Raw genomic sequence first — 17164 nt, 5'->3', positions numbered from 1 at the left:
GCAGTCGTTTGGCTCGCTCCATGAATTGAGTCAGGTTCTACACTACGAAATGAAATAAGGGAAGAGTTAAATGGGTAAACTAGCGATTGGCTTGGTTTACCTATTTGACGTGCAACCAAAAGGTGTTATATAATCTCGTTACGAAACCAAATGGTTTCATATTATTGTCTATAAACTGCCAAGATACATTAAATGGAGGTCATGAGTTGGAAAACAATAATACACAAAGTACGCTGTCTGATATTAGACAAACGCTGATACTTAATGCGCCGATTCAAAAAGTATGGGATGCAGTTGCGACATCTGAAGGTATTGCCGCATGGTTTATGCCGAACAATTTTCAAGCGGAGCTCGGTTATGAATTTCATTTGGAAGCGGGGCCTTTCGGAAATTCCCCTTGCAAAGTAACCGTGCTTGAACCGCCGACGCGCCTTACCTTTGAATGGGGCAAGGATTGGTCGCTCAGCTTCGAACTGTCTGATTTGCAAGGTAAAACGGAATTCACCCTTGTTCACTCTGGCTGGGATGCGAACAAAGTTACTGAGTTCGGACAGTCGCATGCAGAGGTTCGTGATCGCATGTCAGGCGGCTGGGTTGGTCTTGTTCAGAAACTTAGCACTTATGTAGAGGCCTAATATGTCTGAGCCCGCACCAAAGCATGATGTGTTTCAGGCTATTGCTGACCCAACGCGTCGTAAGCTGCTGCATTTGCTTGGGGATGAGGAACTGCCGGTTACAGTTATAAGCGGTCATTTCACGATGAGCCGTACGGCGGTTTCGAAGCATTTGCGTGTTTTGGCGGATGCTGGACTTGTGAAGGATAGGAAGGTTGGACGGGAAACACGTTACCGGCTTGACCCTGAGCCTCTCCTTGAGCTGAAGCGATGGCTGGCCTATTATGAGCGTTATTGGGAAAATAAACTGTTTGCGCTTAAGCGCTTTGTCGAAGCAGATGAAGATTCATCTGCGGACCCGTTTGGCCCGCTTACGGTTATAGAAAAGGATTCCAGCAAGTAAGGTCAGAGTGTGGCTGTAAAAGAAGAGGATGCTCCTATCGTAGATTTTTCTACTTTAGGTGCAGCCTCTTTTTTGATGTGTGGACTAAACAGATCGGTTTGCGTGTGAAAACAAGGTAGTGAAAAGTAAGGCAGCGCTTTTGCTCTGTTGAAGCCATCATAATAGAAAACCCCCAATTCGTCGGAATTGGGGGTTTGGTTGTTTATTTTGCTGCAAAAAAGCGCTGCTCACAAGCAGAGGTCTGATAAGTCACTACATTGCAGATAAGTGCAGTGTAGATAAAAGCAGGTCTGCTACGAAAATATATGAGCTAGTTTCTAAATAGCGTTTCACTAGCGCAGCAGTGACAAGTCGAAGCTTGGGACGAGCCCCTCTTCAGCAGCACGGCCAAGCAGTGCAGTTATCGCGGCATACCCGTCTTCACCAAGATTTCCAGTAAACTCATTGACGTATAAATCGATGTGCGCCTGCGCAACGTCTGGTGAGAGCTCCTGCGCATGCATCATAATATAGGGGCGAGATTCCTCGGGATTAGCCCATGCATATTCAACGGATTCGCGAACCCAATTGGTAATCGCATCTGTGTCCAATGAGCGCTTAGCGATGATGGCCCCAAGCGGAATAGGCAAGCCTGTGTCTGATTCCCACCAGCTGCCCAGATCAGTCAGCATGCTGAGCCCATATGTGGGATAAGTAAAGCGGGCTTCATGAATAACGAGACCCGCATCGATTTGGCCATCGCGAACAGCAGGCATGATTTCGTGGAAGGGCATGACGACAATTTCGAGATCCCCGTTCGGAATATGCTGAGCCGCCCATAATCGGAATAAAAGATAAGCGGTTGAGCGCTCACTTGGTACAGCTACTCGTTTGCCTGCTAGATCAGCAGCACTTTTTATTTCCCCGGCAGTTAATACGAGCGGTCCGCAGCCTCTGCCCAGTGCGCCTCCACAAGGTAGAAGCTTGTAATCTTCCAACACCCAAGGGAGTGCAGCGTAAGATATTTTCATGACTTCGGGCCCTTTGCCTTTTGCAGCCCAATTGTTCGTAATATCGATATCGGCATAGGTAACGTCCAGCTCAGGTGCACCTGGAATAAGCCCGTGCGCCCAAGCATGGAAAACGAAAGTATCATTTGGACAGGGTGAATAAGCGATATTCATTTTAAAAAACCTCCCGTATGGCTTTACTAGCTGCTTCTAATGAGGCTAATGCTTCTCCAATGCGCCACGCGGAGCGATCCCGCGGTCCAACCGCATTGGATATCGCGCGAATTTCAGTAACTGGAATACCAAGTGCGGACGCAGCTACTGCAACGCCATGGCCTTCCATTCCTTCCGCAGACGCGCCGCTGATTCGTTTGCTTAGCGCAGCAGTGGTCTCAGCCGTACCTGTTGCTGTTGTAACGGTAAGAATAGCGCCGCTGCAAACCGTTAAGCCCGCTGATTGAATAGCAGCATACAAACGATCATTCCAAGTCGTGCTTACAGCAATACGTGCTGATCCGAACCCCAGCTCGTCCAAGCTAAGGAAACCATCCTGCGTCTCGGCCCCTAGGTCAGCAGCTACAATGAGATCGGCAATGACTAATGAGCCTATCTCTGCTTTTCCGACAAAACCGCCGCCAATACCAGCGCTTATGACCAAATCGTAGGATTCAACTGCAGCAGTTAAGTACGCCGCTGTGCGTGCTGCCGCCGACGCTGCGCCTACTCCAGCTGTTATGACGTCGACACGGTTTAACCCATCTAGCCCACGAAGAACCGCATCGCGCTCGGCATCAACCGCAGTCACGATCAGCACTCGTTTACTGCTATGGCGCCATTCCTCACGAGATTCCAGTATCGAATCGTTATGTGAATTTTTAATCATGATGACGTTAACTCCTTTAGTAGCCTTCCGGAACGACTAGCCTTTAGCTATCGTATCATTCACTAGATTATTGATGCAAATGCGAGCTTACCCAATCGTGATCTTACCTTCAGGGTAGCGGTAGAGCTCTTTTTTGGTACGTGTGTTAAGCGCAAAGGCCAACGTGACAGGCCCTAGCCGTCCGATAAACATAAGCAAAATAATAATAATTTTTCCGATTTCGCTCAAGTGGCTCGTTAGTCCTGCTGACATGCCCACCGTACAGTAGGCTGAGGTCGCTTCAAACAATATGGCAAGAAAAGACCCTGTCTCCGTGATGGAGAGGAGCATGGTCGCCCCGCAAATAATCGAGAACGCAATCATGGTGAACATAATAGCTTGATGAATTTGGGTTTTGGAAATGCGATAACGGAACAAGACGACATCTTCTTTTCCCCTCATCATCGCTACGATTGCTCCAATGAGAATAGCGAAGGTCGTTACACGAATACCGCCGCCCGTTGAGCCGGGGCCCGCGCCGATAAACATAAGCAGGATGATGAAAAACTGTGTAACCTCTCGCAGCATGCTGGGATCAACCGTACTTAAACCAGCTGAACGAGCTGTAACCGATTGGAACAAGGCGCCAAAAACTTTTCCAATTGCGGATAGCGGGTGAAGCGTACTGGAATTGGAAAACTCCAAGGCAAAAATAACAATCGCGCCAACTACGGTGAGAAGGCCGGTAACTGATAAGACAACCTTGCTATGTAAGCTGAGCTTTCTGTTTTTTGGATAGTTCACGAGCTCTGATATGACGATAAACCCGATTCCGCCAAAAAAGATCAGCAGCATCGATACGATATTTACAAACGGGTCCTCCACGTAATGGATGAGACTGCTTGCCCGTTCGGGAAATTGGGAAAACAAATCAAAGCCAGCATTGTTGAAAAAAGAAATACTATGGAAAATGCCAAAATAAATCGACTTCCCGACCGGCATTTCCAGCATGAAATAGCTGCTAAGCAGTACCGCTCCGGTTAACTCGATGACTAGAGCGTAGAGTAGAACTTTACGAATCATGCGTACGATGCCTTCTGTCGAACCATAGTTCATGGATTCTTGCAGCACGAGCCGCTCCCGAAACGAAATGCGCTTGCGAAACAGCAAAGCAAATAAGGTTGCCATCGTCATAAAACCTAATCCGCCGATTTGGGCTAATGCGATGATGACAACCTGACCGAATGTGGAAAAATGAGTGCCGGGATTTAATACAGTAAGTCCTGTTACGCAAATTGCGCTGGTGGACATAAACAAAGCGTCCAGATAAGAAAGTGAAACGTCATTCGAATAAGATATAGGCTGCGATAAGAGCTCGGCGCCAATCAATATAAGAAATATAAAGCCGAAGGTCATCACTTGCGGAGGACTTGGCCGAAAACGCAATATGTCGCGCAAGGCGGCAAATTTAAACATGAAGTCATCCCACCTATCTCTTTCATGCTAGTATGGTTATTTTTGTTGATTTGCATGTACATGGTCCTGATTGGATAAGTGCACAGCGTTTCTTCCGCTATGCTTGGATTGGTAGAGTGCCACGTCTGCTTCACTTAATAGCGCTTCAAGCGGAACATCGGCGGATATTGCCTCAGCGACCCCGAAACTAGCGGTTATGGATATCGCTCTAGCCGCGCTGTAGAGCGGATTTCCGGCAATGGCTGCACGGAGCTGCTCAGCGATTTGACCAGCTTGTATAAGTGATGTATTCGGCAAGCTTATAGCGAACTCTTCTCCGCCATAACGTCCGAATAAGGCATCAGCAGGGAGCGTTTGTTGGCAAATCATTACGACATGCTGTAATGCAAAATCGCCTAAGCTATGCCCATAACGGTCGTTGATTTGTTTGAAATAATCGATATCAAACAAAATAAACGAAAGCGGCTGCTTCGTTTGATGGGCAGAGGAAAGAAGCTGTCTGCTTTTTTCCATAAAGAAGGTTCGATTATAAATAGAAGTAAGCCCATCAATTTCCGCGAGATGGCGCAGCTTATTCTGAAGCAGCGTGTATTCCGTCACATCGATCATCACGATGGTTCTGCCAGCAAGCTGGCCATTTGGCTTTAATAGGTTGGAGGCTCTTATCCGGTAGTAGAACGTTTCCCCGCCTCGAATCCATTTGAACTCCTGCTCGTACTCTCCGGTTTCGTCCATTCCGAAGGAAAAGGCGCCTGATTCGGCTCCGCGCTTCCAAATGTGATCCAGCTTCTGGCCAATCGCTAAAGGAGTAAGCGCAGGAATAATCGTTGTGGCTGCGCCATTAAAGTCCATGATTTGATTTTCTAAATTAAGAACGAGAACGCCGTCGCGCATACTCTCAAAGATATGTTCCCGCGCGATAGGCGCAACGGTCAGCAGCGCAGTCGAGAATATGGATGTGACATACAATATGGATGTCACACACATAAGAATCGGAACAGGGTCCATCCCAAGCGGAGTTTGACCAAGGACATACATAAGCGCCCCTAACATAGGGAGCGAAATGCCTACTGCCAGTGTGAGCATTTGCTTGCGATAAATGGATTTTGTCTTCTGCCAATGACGCGCCAATATAAACAAGCTGGCGAGCATAGATCCAAAAGTGTATCCGCCATGTACGTAATACCAGATACCAGGCACTACATCCACCACTGTTGTAGCAACATGAGGCCGCAAATATAAGTTTTTATAAAAGAGATTATGATATTCGTTGGTAGTGACCATGAGCAGCGTTATGGCAGGAATAACGAATAAGACCCATGATTTTTTGAACGTATCGAATTTATTTAGCCCAACATAGTGCATGATGAGCAGGAGGCTGCAAGGAGCGATAAAGGGCATGCCTATATATTCAATGTTTAACCAAAAGCGGATTTCTTGAAGCGAATCGCTGGCAAGCTCAAATGCGAAAGCAAAGGTGTATACGGCTGATAGAACGGTCATCCACATAAACACGCTCATGCCTGAAAATTTATTCTTGTTGTAATAAGCATATATGGCAAGCAGCACGCTAAGAACGCCTGAAATAATGACAATAATAATGTACTGTGACATAGGGGAATTCATAGTCATGACATAAGCGACTCCCAATGTAGCGGAATGATAATACGTACTTATTAAATAAAACTATGGATGGGTAATAGGCTACGGACACATTTTACCATAGTAGCTTAATTTTCTACAAAATAATATAAAACCGGACAGCAAGGTCGTTATCCTAGCTGTCCGTTGGCAATGATATTTCAACGCAGGTGCCTGAGCCGAGCTCGCTGTGGAACACAATGGTACCCTTATGCGCAGCGATAATCTGTTGGCTTACCATAAGGCCGAGACCATTTCCGCTCGTTTTATTCGTAAAGAAAGGCTCTCCTAGGCGAAGCAAATCACTCTCGGCAATTCCGCAGCCTTGATCGATAAATTGCAGGATGATTACTCGATTTGCATCACACGCCACCTTCACGGAGAGCACGCCGCCGCTGGTCATCGATTCAATGCCGTTTTTCATAATATTTACGAAAACCTGCTTCAGCTGATTAGCCTCGCCAATCACCTCAGGAAGCTCGGCTTCCGCAAGCAGGGCAAGCTGCACATTGCTCATCTTTGCCTCTGAATCGAGCAGCATCATAATATCGCCAACGAGGCGGATGATATTCACAGGCTGATAGATCGTGGCCTGCGGCTTAGCGAATACGAGAAACTCGCTCACGATCATATTAATCTGATCGAGCTCGCCAAGCATAATCTCAAGATGAGCTGGCGATAACGAGCCGGTCTGCTTGTGCAGCTGTACAAAGCCACGCAGTGTCGTAAGCGGATTGCGAACCTCATGCGCCACGCCCGCAGCAATTTGACCAACGACCGATAGCTTCTCAGACCGCCTAATGATCTCTTCTGTTTGTTTGCGCGAAGTAATATTCCGAGATATAGTGGCAATCGCAATAATGGTGCCCAGCTCGTCGCGAATAGGTGAAATCGTAATGCTGAGATCGATGAGTTTGCCGGATTTACTGTAGCGCACAGTTTCATAATCCGTTACAGAGCCGCCTCGCAGTACAGTAGCCTCAAGCTCTTTGTGTGAGCTTAAGTAGTCTCGCGGAACGTTATCAAGCGTGATGCCAAGCGCTTCTTCTTGGCTCCAGCCGTACATTTTTTCAAAAGCGATATTGACCTGTATGACATGGCCTTCCAAATCAGTGACATGAATGGCGTCCGATGTATGATTGACGAATGATTCCAAATACTGCTTCGTGCTTTGCAGCTCTTCCGCAGCAGCTTTAAGCTGAGTTGTATAATGGTTTAGATTATTGCCCATCGTATCGACACGAGAGGCAAGCAAGCCTAATTCATCCTCGCTGCGAATCGTTATGACTTCCCCAAAATCGCCTGCAGCAATCGCATTTACTTTACGTATAACTTGATTGAGACCGCGCAGCATGAAGCCGGCTATGAAATAGCTCGCAATCATCGTAATAAGCACGAGTCCAAGTGAAATGACAAATTGCATAACCAACAGCTGATTAACGGGCTTTTGAATCGCTTTCTGATCAAAAACGACGCTAAACACATAGTTTTTGTTCGTCTTAATCGGGATAAAGTTTTTGATAACGGGAACGCCATTGATGTTTCTTTTGACGGTAACGCTCTTACCGGTTTTATTGACTTGTTGAATATTTAAAAAATCGTTTGATTGATCCTGATAGTTATAGTCGCCAAACGGGATGGCTCGAACGTCGAGGTTGTAAACGGGAATGCCTTGTTTGTATTTAATAATTTTGTCCTTGCCGTAAAACTCAAGGTCGAATCCGGTAACTTCTAGAATATCGGATTGATCGGCAATGATCTTGTTAACGATTGCATCTGTCCCAATGGTATAGTCGAAATCAAGCAGCACCTGAGCGTTGACGTATGGATTGATGATATAGTTTGTTGAACCGTCATAGTAATAGCCCCATTTGCGAATTTCGGACGGATCCGACGTTGAGAAATTAAACGGGCCTGACCAGAAGTTTTTGAGCTTCTGACCTTGCACAATGTTTACTTCATGTTTGTCGAAAAGCTGTAAAAAGGCAACATACCAATAATCCCAGGTTTTTGAGCTCATATTAATTTCATTGGGGTCTGAGGAACGTTTCGCGACAACATCGTTTCCAAAGCGCTGCCATAATGTAATATGATCGACGCCAAGCTGAGCGCTAAGCTTTACGAGCTGCTCATTTGTTACATTTTTAATTTCGGGATCCAGCTGTGACTTTGCCGCTAGAGAGGCAATGCGCAGCTTGTCGCCAAGCGTGTCCTCCATGTACTGGCGGGCGTTCTCTGACGCCTCGACCGTACTGCTTATTTGCTTTGCAATATTAGTAAACTGAACTTCTAGATTAGCCTCAGCTTCAGTTTTTGTTGTGTAGTAATAGAGCAAGGTGCTTAGTGTCAGTATGACAGCTACTATTATGGATATGGAGAAGGATAGCTTAGCTTTAATCGACAAAAATAATTCCTCCCACGGTCTAAGATGCTCCTACTTACAATTAGACACGGAATGACAAAAATCCTGTTTAGACGCACAGAAAAAAGGAGAAACAGCAATCGTTTCTCCTTTTATGAAGCAATACGGATTTTGGTACCTATGAACAAACATTCGTTGCCATGTATCGGCTAGGCGCGTGAAAATTGCTCTTCTTCTAAGTACTGCTCAGCTTCCTCGTAAGTCTCGAAAGCGGATTCCAGATTCAAGTCGGCATATAGATACCAAAGATCTTCTTCGAACAGCAGGGTCAGCACAGCATTGTCCGGTCCGATCCAGCGCTCTTCTTGCGGTGCTTTTTGCTTTTTCTTTTTCTTTGATTCCGGTTTCTCTGGCGGTGCGATAGATAGAGAACGAATCGATTTCTCAATAAGCGAGCGAAGCTCTTCCTCGTTGAAATCGCGAATGTTGACTAGGCCTTTGTCATCGGTTGCTACACCTTTAACTAAGCCAGCGAAAACATAACCGTTTCCGTTCGGATGCAGATGGTGCACGACCGACTTTTTCTCATGTGCGCTTTCTTCGTAATGGAAGTTAGTGCGGCCAAGAGAAACATCCTTCCGTTCTAATTCAGGAAAGCCTTCAATTATTGCAAGCTTTTGTTCAAAAGACAACATCTTTTATTTCCTCCTAAAGGTTTGCGAAGCAAACCACTTCGTAAGCATAATCTTAGGTTTGCGAAGCAAACCACTTCGTAAGCATAATCTTAGGTTTGCGAAGCAAACCACTTCGTAAGCATAATCTTAGGTTTGCGAAGCAAACCACTTCGTAAGCATGTGCTTAGGTTCGCGATGCATGTGATTATACCATACCATAGGAGGGAGTTGTTAGATGTCTTTCTTCTTCGTCAGCAGGATAACAGCGCCGCAGAGAATAAGGATGATCGCAATGATCGGCTGGCTGAGTAAAAACTTGCTGTAGAGGGAGCCAATGGAGAAGACGGCGAAGAAAAGAATAGACAACACAGTCAAAATGTTAATGGGAATAAGCAGCCATTTGTTCCGATTGCCGAACCAATAAAATTCAAACAAGCCAATGGCAACGGCGAGGATAAAGCCCGGCCACATGTACCCCCAATTGTTGAATAACATAGCGATCTGACAAACGACACCTGCAGTGAACAAAATGCCTCCCGGAATTAATAGGCCTGATCCACGTCTGCCAATCATGGAGAAGTACAGCCAGTGGAAGAAAAGCCCAACGGGTATGACGAATAACGATGGCCAGAAGTAAGCAAATATTTTGCCTGGGCCAAATTCTTCGCCTTGGTTTAGAAATAATACAGCTCCGAGCAGCAGGAGGACAAACCCGCTAATGGTTTTTAGCTTCATTGTTTTATTGCACCCCAATCAACGTTTTATTAGCTGAATTCAGCATAGCATACATTGAAATTAACTGTCCTCCTGCTGTAGGTAAAATGGTTAGCTGGACTAAAGTCTAGTACTCACTCCTCCTCTGCATAGGGGTAGTCAGTGCTGGATTACAATTTGTCGCTCCGAGGGATGCAGAGAAAAAGCTTCATCTATTCCGTCGGGGATAATGCTTAGCCGCTCAGACAGGCGATTGCCCTCAAAGGCCATCATAAAGGGAATGCCCAGTATGGCTAAAATAACGAGTAGAACGCCAGTATGTCGCAATTTGCGCAGCCAAGGGCGGTAAACAGGTGGTGCCTCCGCTGCAAGCTGGTTGCGGTGAGTTTGAAGCATCCAGACGATGCAAGCAATAAACAAAAAGAAGGTGGTCGTCATTGTCACGAAAGACCAGCGGAATGAATGAGGCGGAATAAAAGCAAAATAAAGCATGGCAAATGAGCAAAGCGGTGCTAACTGAAAGGGAACAATAAGTACGGGATCGGATGCTTGGCGGCGCCGTGCTACATCATTAGCATTATCAGTCCGGGCGTTCGTTCGCCGTATGAGCCTGCGCATTTTTGGGTAAGAACCAAGCCAAATGAGCAGCACTGGGATGATAGCAAACGGCGTGTGAATGAGCAGCCGATGTGTCCAAAACTGAGGATGCGTCATCGAAGCCAGTATTAAATCTGCTGCAGCAATTCCCAACGTAAGGAAGCTTAAGCAAACAGACCAAAATAACAGCTTGCGTGTTTTGTAATTAAGCTGCTGCTCGTTTTGGCTATAAGCCAGTTTTGATGCTTTGGCAGCAACTATTAATGAAAAAACGACAAAGAGCATTAACGTGCCGAGTTCAAAATAAATGAATAAATAATGCATGGAATGAGCCCCCTGAAAGTAATGATAGCACCATATACAGTTATATTATAGAAGCGATTTTACTAGTCGTTATACATCTTATCTAGTTCATCTGCTATGCAAAACCGCCGTAAGTCGGAACGAAGTACTAGACCTCTGGCGGGGAAAAAAAGTCGAAGAAGCGCAAATGGAATCGAACAATACAAAATGCGGAAATAGTTCCTATGAAACGACATTTTACACCTCTTGTTTAGTTCTATGAAAGCGCTACAATTAAGGTAATAAGAAGTAGGAGGTGAATAAACATGAGCCAAGAAGAAGAAGTAGTTCAAGAAGGCGTGGAAGAAACCGCTGAACTGATTTCGGAAGAGGCTCCAGCTGAAGAAGTAGTAGAAGCTGTTGAGGCTGAACTGGAAGAAGAAGTGGAAGAAGCTGCTGCAGCTACGGAGGAAGAATCCTCTGAGGAAGCAGAAGAAGAGTCAGCTGAAGAAGAAGCAGCTGAGGAAGAGTCTGAAGAGCAATAATGATATCTATCATTTTATATTATAAAGAGAAAGACTGTTCTTAGGTTGCTATGGCGACCCAAGCACAGTCTTTTTTTATTGTAAAGAAGGCTGGATTATACTTATTTCTTAGATCTATTTTTAAAAACCACGATTAAACCGCCAATAGAAATGCCAACTATAGCCCACGCTGCAATAAACAATATTGAATTCATGAGGTACACTCCTTATTTGTTACTGTATCGTTGAATAAATTGAGACACTAATTATAACATGTTTAATAGTTGATTTTTCTTTCTAACTGTGAATCTTCTGCTTCTAAAAAGGCAGCGACTCGGCATCATAGGAAGATTGTTTTAGTAGAAGAAATACAAAAAAAATATTTATGTAAAGGCACGATTCTAACGTGCAATAAGCTATTTTATATGCTACGATACCTTGTGTTTTACTTTTTATAATAGAAGCAGGTGACAGCATGACAACAGCAGAGGCTGGTAATGGAACAGGGCAAAAGGATCAGAAGGGCTTAAGCTTATTTTTTCTGACATGGCCCATATTTTTAGAAATCTTTTTGTTTATGCTGATGGGTATTGCAGATACGCTGATGCTGAGTGCAATTTCGGATAATGCGGTATCCGGCGTTGGTGCATCAAATCAATATTTGCATATAGCAATCTTACTATTAGAGGTAATCGGCAACGGGGCATCCATAGTCGTTGCGCAATATATCGGTTCTCGCAAGTATGTAGAAGCTGCCAAAATATCAGCGCTCGCAATCTCGCTCAATCTAGTAGTCGGGATTTTTATAAGCCTCATGTTCGTGTTGTTCGGCGGACATTTGCTGCAAACGTTAAATTTGCAAGGTGAAATACTTGAACATGCGAAAAGCTATTTAGCCATTGTAGGCGGCATGATTTTCCTTCAAGCTATCATCAACTCGATATCTGCCATTATTCGTGTACACGGTTTTACAAAGGAAGCGATGTTCGTATCGCTTGGCATGAATATCGTTCATATTATCGGAAACTATTTGCTTATTTTCGGGAAATTCGGATTTCCGGAGATGGGAGTTCAAGGTGCGGCGCTGTCATCGGTCATTAGCCGTGGTTTAGCGCTCATCGTCTTCTTCTGGATGCTGTACCGGATTATGTCAGTACGGATTGAAATCAAGTATTATATTGCATTGTCCAAGGAGTATATTCTTAAAATACTGAGAATCGGCATTCCGTCTGCATTGGAGCAAGTGATGTATCAGGCATGCCAAATCGTATTTTTGTATTATGCTACGTATCTTGGCGCGGCCTCCTTGGCGGCGAAAAACTATGCGAATAACATTTCGATGTTTACGTATCTGTTTGCCTTCGCAATTGGCATGGGTACTGCGATCATCGTAGGCAGGATGGTTGGTGCAGGCGAGCAAACGATTGCCTACCGTCAAGTATGGAAAAGCGTGCGCTGGGCAAGTGCCGTAACCTTGCTTGCCGTATTGCTCGTTATTTTGTTCCGCGAGCCGCTCATGCGAATGTTTACGGACGATGAGGAAATTGTTCGGCTGGGCATAAATGTGCTCCTGCTGAGCATCGTGCTGGAGACTGGCCGTACGATTAATATCGTGCTTATCAACTCACTGCGTGCATCAGGCGATGCAAAGTACCCTCTGTATATCGGAATGGGTTCTATGGTCGCAATGAGCTTGCCGCTTGGCTACTTCTTCGTATTCCAGCTTGATCTGGGCCTCGCTGGTATTTGGCTGGCGATTGCAGCAGATGAATGGCTGCGAGCCGTTATTATGTTTTTCCGCTGGAAGAGTAGAAAATGGGAGAAATATGGGCTCGTTAAGCGTGATAATAAGGAGAAATCCGCAGTTTTGCAGGGTTAAGATGAGCTGAGGCAATGCTGCTTGCTCAAATCATAAGGAATAATGGACACCAGAGAAGTTTAACCACTTCACTGGTGTCTTTTTTTTTGTAAATGCAATTGACATAAATAGGATTACGCAATAAGATATAAATATACATAATATAAGTTAGTAAGTTTTAAAAAGTAAGTTAATATTTTTATTGGAGGAATTTTAAAATGGCAAAATCACAATGGACGGTTGATTCCACGCACAGCAGCATCGATTTCTCGGTAAAGCATATGATGATCGCAAAAGTAAAAGGTACTTTTCATGCGTTTGAAGCCAATATTTCCGCTGATGCGCATGACCTGACTTCAGCTGATATCCAGCTTATGATTGATCTTGATAGCGTGGACACACGCAACAAGGATCGTGACGCACATTTGCGCAACAATGATTTTTTTGATATCGAGCAGTTTCCGAAGCTTATATTTACTGCAACAGCAATCACAAAAACAGACGACGGCGAATATTCCGTTGTTGGCGATGTGAGCCTTCATGGCGTGACACGTTCCGAGAAATTTGCAGTCAGCTTCGAAGGCGCAGGCAAAGATCCTTGGGGCAACGATAAAGTAGGCTTTAGCGCGACGGGCAGCCTGAAACGCAGCGACTACGGCTTAACGTATAATGCTGCTCTTGAAACGGGCGGCGTGCTCATTGGCGACGAAGTGAAGATTTCAATCGATATTGAAGCGATTCATCAAGGCTAATGGATTAAGAAGCATATTTATTAACGGCTCATCGGGCATTTGCCCGGTGGGTCGTTTTTTGTTGCTGTAAAACGCTTTCAGCGGTAGGATAAGTAAAGGAACAGCTAGTGAGAGTAAGGGGATATGCAATATGGAGCCAAATGCTTCAACACATATAAGGAACATCGGAATATTTGCTCACGTTGATGCGGGGAAGACGACCACAACAGAGCAGATTTTATTCCATAGCGGTCGCATTCGTTCGCTTGGCAGCGTGGATGCAGGCACGTCACAGACGGATTTTCTAGAAGTGGAACGCTCAAGAGGCATATCAGTACGTGCAGCTGCAACCCGTTTTACTTGGCAAGGGGTAACGATCAACCTGGTCGATACACCGGGGCACGTCGATTTTCTCTCTGAGGTCGAACGATCACTGCGCGTCATGGATGGAGCGGTGCTTATTCTGTCGGCAGTGGAGGGTGTGCAGGCACAGACAGAAGTCATATGGCATGCACTGCGAGAACGAAACATTCCAACGCTTATTTACGTGAACAAGCTGGACCGAATCGGTGCAGATCCAATAGGAACGATCCAGCAAATTAAGCGTTTGTTATCCAATCAAGCAGCGCCAGTTCAGGCTCCACTTGGTATCGAGGATAGTTTCAGCGGTGCAGTTAGCCTACTCGTTTCGGGAATATCAGGGAGTGAGACAGAGGAAGCGCAGCGTTATTTGCAACTGCTGGAGGAAGCCGTGGCAGAGCAAGATGAATCGTTGCTTCTTCAATATTTGGACAGCGGCACACTGCCCAAAGCAGAACTGAATCAACTGCTGCCTGCGCTTACGCAGCGTGGTGAATTATTTCCAATTCTTTTTGGCGCATCGAATCGTGGGATAGGCATCGAGCCTCTCATGCAAGCGATGATTACACTGCTGCCGCCGCCCCAAATTGTCTCAGACGGTCCGGTGTCGGGCGTCGTCTTCCGTATTGAGCGCGATGCAGCGATGGGCAGAATCGCCTATGTCCGCCTGTACAGCGGGGTGATTCGCAATCGTGATTCCGTCTATAATGAGACGCAGCAGATCGAAGAGAAAATTACGCAGATTCGCAAAATCGATGGGCAAAAGGCCGAGGATGTAGGGCTGCTCGCGGCAGGCGATATTGCAGCGGTTTGCGGCTGGACTCAGGCGCGCATTGGCGACATTATAGGCAGCGCCGAGTTTGTGCCCGGTGAGACGCGGATGGCTGTTCCGCTGCTGACGGTACAGGTGCGCTGGAGCAACGAAGCCGAATATCCGGCTGTCGTTGCGGCGCTGCATGAGCTTGCGGATGAAGATCCGCTGCTCGATTTGCAGTGGCTGCAGGAGCAGCGCGAGCTGCACCTGAAAGTCATGGGGCCGATTCAGATTGAGGTGCTCACGCATGTGCTGAACAATCGGTACGGCTTAAAGGCTGAATTCGATCAGCCATCGGTTATCTATAAAGAGACGCCTGCTCAATCAGGCGAGGGTTTCATTGCCTATACGATGCCGAAGCCATGCTGGGCAATTCTACGGTTTCATATTGAGCCTGGTGAGCGCGGGAGCGGGATAACGTTTAGCTCCGTTGTCCGATCAGAGCGGCTGCTTGACCGCTATCAGAACGAGGTGGCAAGAAGCGTGCCCGAAGCGCTTCAGCAGGGGCTCTTTGGCTGGGAGGTAACGGATATAAAGGTTACTCTCGTTGAGGGTGAACATCATGTATGGCATACGCATCCGCTAGATTTTGCAGTCGCAACACCGATGGGCATTATGGATGGCTTGTCGCGTATTGGAGTAAAGCTGCTGGAGCCAATGCTGTCCTTCCGCCTCTCTGCCCCAGAAGAGACGGGCGGCAAGCTGATGAACGAGCTCATTCTAATGCGAGGTGAGTTTGATACGCCAGTCGTCAGGCAGGAGAGAATGGAAATTGAAGGGATCATTCCTGTTGCTACGTCGCTCGAGTTTCCTGCGAGATTTGGATCGCTTACCAAGGGCAGAGGTGCGCTAGCAACCTTCTTCGCCGGATATCGCGAATGTCCGCCTGATGTAAAGGCGGAACGGGTAAGACGAGGCGTCAATCCGCTGGATCAGTCAAAATATATATTAGCTGTTCGAAATGCGCTTTCCAGCTCATAGCCGCAAGAAGTAGAAGGAGAGGATTTTATGTTGAAGAGAGTGAATGAGCTTCCGACGGATAAAAGAATCGCTGGCATACATAGTATTCCTTTACTCGAGGATGGCTCTATCATGATGGTGTGGGATCGCAACGAGCAGACGCTAACGACAGTTGGCGGAAGAATTGAACCGGGCGAGAGCATCGACGAGGCGCTAGATCGGGAGACGGTGGAGGAAGCCGGACTGCTGCTGATGCCGGAGAGAATACCTGTTGCCTGCTGGTATTGGACGGAAACAGATACGTATACCGTATTTGTTGTCGCGAAGGTTCATCGCTTCGTTCCGATGCCGGAAGGATTTGAGACCACAGGGCGCGTCACCTTTAATTTCGAAACGGCTAAACAAGTTGTGAATCAAATAGAGGGGCATGGTCAACGTATACTTATATTAAATTATGCGGAAGAAGCTGCCTCTCAGATATTCACAACATAAAGCCCAAGATCATTGCTCTAACGAACTGTACTATGCTTATTATGCAAAAAACTACGTTTGTTTAATTTTAACGAACCTAATTGACGTTATAGCATGCCATGTAAGGCGTTATGATCTATTTTTCGCAAAATAACGATTCTGGAGTTCGTTGCAATTTTAATTCCTTACAAATGGTTTAAATAAGAGTGATTAGGTTCGTAAGCGATAAAAACAAAGCAGGGTCTGTTTCAAGCGTAGGCAATCCTACTTCTGAGACAGCCCCTTTATTTGTTTATTATGATTCTCATGCAACTCTCTCTCTATCTTTTCATCATAATAAGATACAATATAGGCAGGTGAAACCAAATGAGGAAGTTTATGTTTTTAATTAGCGTTTTTTTCGCGGTAAGTTCATTTATTGCGTTAGGGACTGCTCATGCGGATTGGGCGTATCGTTTCGTTGTGAACGACGGCAAGTCTTACATTATTTCAGATACTCAGGTGGAATCCGCACAGATTGGCGCTAAAATCGGTAAGGTTACTTCCTATTCAGACAAAGAAGGAACGTACTCTGGCAATTTCTCAAACGTTTATCCGAAAGGAACGGAATACTACGAAATTAAGGGTATATCGTTAAAGGAGGCCATTGCGATTAAGCAGGACGATGGTTCTTTCATTAAGGCAGCGTATGGGAGCGAATATGAAGGCAAAGCATTTCATTTAAAGACAGTGCTGTTTTATATCGGCGGTCTATTTTTGTTGCTTATCGCTTTTTTGTTTGTGAAAAATAATTGGAAGCAAAGCGAGAATGATTTTACTAAATAACTTGTTT

Annotated in this window: 16 protein-coding genes; 8 read left to right on the top strand and 8 right to left on the bottom strand. The window is 45.8% G+C overall.

Translation table 11 applies throughout. The features are described 5' to 3' along the window. Window positions 1-206: 206 nt before the first annotated feature. Both MHH56_RS31950 and MHH56_RS31945 read left to right on the top strand, forming a co-directional pair. Window positions 207-635, top strand: a complete 429-nt coding sequence (locus tag MHH56_RS31950; RefSeq protein ID WP_339205542.1) for an SRPBCC domain-containing protein — start codon at window positions 207-209, stop codon at window positions 633-635. A gap of 1 nt (window position 636) precedes the next feature. Continuing rightward, the gene (locus MHH56_RS31945) at window positions 637-1017 is read left to right on the top strand and encodes a metalloregulator ArsR/SmtB family transcription factor (protein WP_339205541.1); all 381 of its coding nucleotides are present in this window, start codon (window positions 637-639) and stop codon (window positions 1015-1017) included. A gap of 332 nt (window positions 1018-1349) precedes the next feature. Here MHH56_RS31945 and MHH56_RS31940 read toward each other — a convergent pair whose 3' ends face one another. The 8 genes from MHH56_RS31940 to MHH56_RS31905 all read right to left on the bottom strand — a co-directional run bounded on the left by MHH56_RS31940 (window position 1350) and on the right by MHH56_RS31905 (window position 10656). Then, window positions 1350-2180 carry a 1,4-dihydroxy-6-naphthoate synthase gene (locus MHH56_RS31940; protein ID WP_339205540.1) on the bottom strand — a complete coding sequence of 277 codons (831 nt, stop codon included), beginning with the start codon at window positions 2178-2180 and terminating at the stop codon, window positions 1350-1352. Window position 2181: 1 nt separating this feature from the next. Next, window positions 2182-2889, bottom strand: coding sequence for a futalosine hydrolase (locus tag MHH56_RS31935; protein ID WP_339205539.1), 708 nt, complete (start codon window positions 2887-2889; stop codon window positions 2182-2184). Between the two features lie 87 nt (window positions 2890-2976). Further along, the gene (locus tag MHH56_RS31930; RefSeq protein ID WP_339205538.1) at window positions 2977-4344 is read right to left on the bottom strand and encodes a TrkH family potassium uptake protein; all 1368 of its coding nucleotides are present in this window, start codon (window positions 4342-4344) and stop codon (window positions 2977-2979) included. Window positions 4345-4380: 36 nt separating this feature from the next. Further along, window positions 4381-5976, bottom strand: a complete 1596-nt coding sequence (locus MHH56_RS31925) for a histidine kinase N-terminal 7TM domain-containing protein (protein ID WP_339205537.1) — start codon at window positions 5974-5976, stop codon at window positions 4381-4383. Window positions 5977-6121: 145 nt separating this feature from the next. Then, the gene (locus tag MHH56_RS31920) at window positions 6122-8389 is read right to left on the bottom strand and encodes a PAS domain S-box protein (RefSeq protein WP_339205536.1); all 2268 of its coding nucleotides are present in this window, start codon (window positions 8387-8389) and stop codon (window positions 6122-6124) included. 167 nt (window positions 8390-8556) lie between these two features. Further along, on the bottom strand, window positions 8557-9042 hold the full coding sequence (locus tag MHH56_RS31915) for a hypothetical protein (protein ID WP_339205535.1): 486 nt from the start codon (window positions 9040-9042) through the stop codon (window positions 8557-8559). Between the two features lie 210 nt (window positions 9043-9252). Beyond that, window positions 9253-9756 carry a hypothetical protein gene (locus MHH56_RS31910; RefSeq protein ID WP_339205534.1) on the bottom strand — a complete coding sequence of 168 codons (504 nt, stop codon included), beginning with the start codon at window positions 9754-9756 and terminating at the stop codon, window positions 9253-9255. 138 nt (window positions 9757-9894) lie between these two features. Next, the gene (locus MHH56_RS31905; RefSeq protein ID WP_339205533.1) at window positions 9895-10656 is read right to left on the bottom strand and encodes a hypothetical protein; all 762 of its coding nucleotides are present in this window, start codon (window positions 10654-10656) and stop codon (window positions 9895-9897) included. Between the two features lie 284 nt (window positions 10657-10940). Here MHH56_RS31905 and MHH56_RS31900 point away from each other — a divergent pair, with 284 nt between their 5' ends. The 6 genes from MHH56_RS31900 to MHH56_RS31875 all read left to right on the top strand — a co-directional run bounded on the left by MHH56_RS31900 (window position 10941) and on the right by MHH56_RS31875 (window position 17157). Then, the gene (locus MHH56_RS31900) at window positions 10941-11159 is read left to right on the top strand and encodes a hypothetical protein (RefSeq protein WP_339205532.1); all 219 of its coding nucleotides are present in this window, start codon (window positions 10941-10943) and stop codon (window positions 11157-11159) included. A gap of 454 nt (window positions 11160-11613) precedes the next feature. Continuing rightward, entirely contained in the window at window positions 11614-13017 is a 1404-nt protein-coding gene (locus MHH56_RS31895; protein WP_339205531.1) for an MATE family efflux transporter, read from the top strand. A gap of 197 nt (window positions 13018-13214) precedes the next feature. Next, window positions 13215-13748 (top strand): YceI family protein, encoded by a 534-nt coding sequence (locus MHH56_RS31890; RefSeq protein WP_339205530.1) that lies wholly within the window; start codon window positions 13215-13217, stop codon window positions 13746-13748. Window positions 13749-13878: 130 nt separating this feature from the next. Next, window positions 13879-15882, top strand: a complete 2004-nt coding sequence (locus MHH56_RS31885) for a translation factor GTPase family protein (protein ID WP_339205529.1) — start codon at window positions 13879-13881, stop codon at window positions 15880-15882. Between the two features lie 27 nt (window positions 15883-15909). After that, entirely contained in the window at window positions 15910-16353 is a 444-nt protein-coding gene (locus MHH56_RS31880; protein ID WP_339205528.1) for an NUDIX domain-containing protein, read from the top strand. Window positions 16354-16698: 345 nt separating this feature from the next. Continuing rightward, window positions 16699-17157, top strand: coding sequence for a hypothetical protein (locus MHH56_RS31875; protein ID WP_339205527.1), 459 nt, complete (start codon window positions 16699-16701; stop codon window positions 17155-17157). Window positions 17158-17164 lie beyond the last annotated feature (7 nt).

The sequence above is a fragment of the Paenibacillus sp. FSL K6-3182 genome, assembly GCF_037976325.1.
In the GTDB taxonomy this organism is placed as follows: Bacteria; Bacillota; Bacilli; order Paenibacillales; family Paenibacillaceae; genus Pristimantibacillus.
This window is presented reverse-complemented; position numbering and strand designations above follow the sequence as displayed.

What these genes read in the sequence shown, in the direction of transcription:
- MHH56_RS31945 (WP_339205541.1), top strand. Translation starts at nt 637, where the DNA reads ATGTCTGAGCCCGCACCAAAGCATGATGTGTTTCAGGCTATTGCTGAC.
- MHH56_RS31940 (WP_339205540.1), bottom strand. Translation starts at nt 2,180, where the DNA reads ATGAATATCGCTTATTCACCCTGTCCAAATGATACTTTCGTTTTCCAT.
- MHH56_RS31935 (WP_339205539.1), bottom strand. Translation starts at nt 2,889, where the DNA reads ATGATTAAAAATTCACATAACGATTCGATACTGGAATCTCGTGAGGAA.
- MHH56_RS31930 (WP_339205538.1), bottom strand. Translation starts at nt 4,344, where the DNA reads ATGTTTAAATTTGCCGCCTTGCGCGACATATTGCGTTTTCGGCCAAGT.
- MHH56_RS31925 (WP_339205537.1), bottom strand. Translation starts at nt 5,976, where the DNA reads ATGACTATGAATTCCCCTATGTCACAGTACATTATTATTGTCATTATT.
- MHH56_RS31915 (WP_339205535.1), bottom strand. Translation starts at nt 9,042, where the DNA reads ATGTTGTCTTTTGAACAAAAGCTTGCAATAATTGAAGGCTTTCCTGAA.
- MHH56_RS31910 (WP_339205534.1), bottom strand. Translation starts at nt 9,756, where the DNA reads ATGAAGCTAAAAACCATTAGCGGGTTTGTCCTCCTGCTGCTCGGAGCT.
- MHH56_RS31905 (WP_339205533.1), bottom strand. Translation starts at nt 10,656, where the DNA reads ATGCATTATTTATTCATTTATTTTGAACTCGGCACGTTAATGCTCTTT.
- MHH56_RS31900 (WP_339205532.1), top strand. Translation starts at nt 10,941, where the DNA reads ATGAGCCAAGAAGAAGAAGTAGTTCAAGAAGGCGTGGAAGAAACCGCT.
- MHH56_RS31895 (WP_339205531.1), top strand. Translation starts at nt 11,614, where the DNA reads ATGACAACAGCAGAGGCTGGTAATGGAACAGGGCAAAAGGATCAGAAG.
- MHH56_RS31890 (WP_339205530.1), top strand. Translation starts at nt 13,215, where the DNA reads ATGGCAAAATCACAATGGACGGTTGATTCCACGCACAGCAGCATCGAT.
- MHH56_RS31885 (WP_339205529.1), top strand. Translation starts at nt 13,879, where the DNA reads ATGGAGCCAAATGCTTCAACACATATAAGGAACATCGGAATATTTGCT.
- MHH56_RS31880 (WP_339205528.1), top strand. Translation starts at nt 15,910, where the DNA reads ATGTTGAAGAGAGTGAATGAGCTTCCGACGGATAAAAGAATCGCTGGC.
- MHH56_RS31875 (WP_339205527.1), top strand. Translation starts at nt 16,699, where the DNA reads ATGAGGAAGTTTATGTTTTTAATTAGCGTTTTTTTCGCGGTAAGTTCA.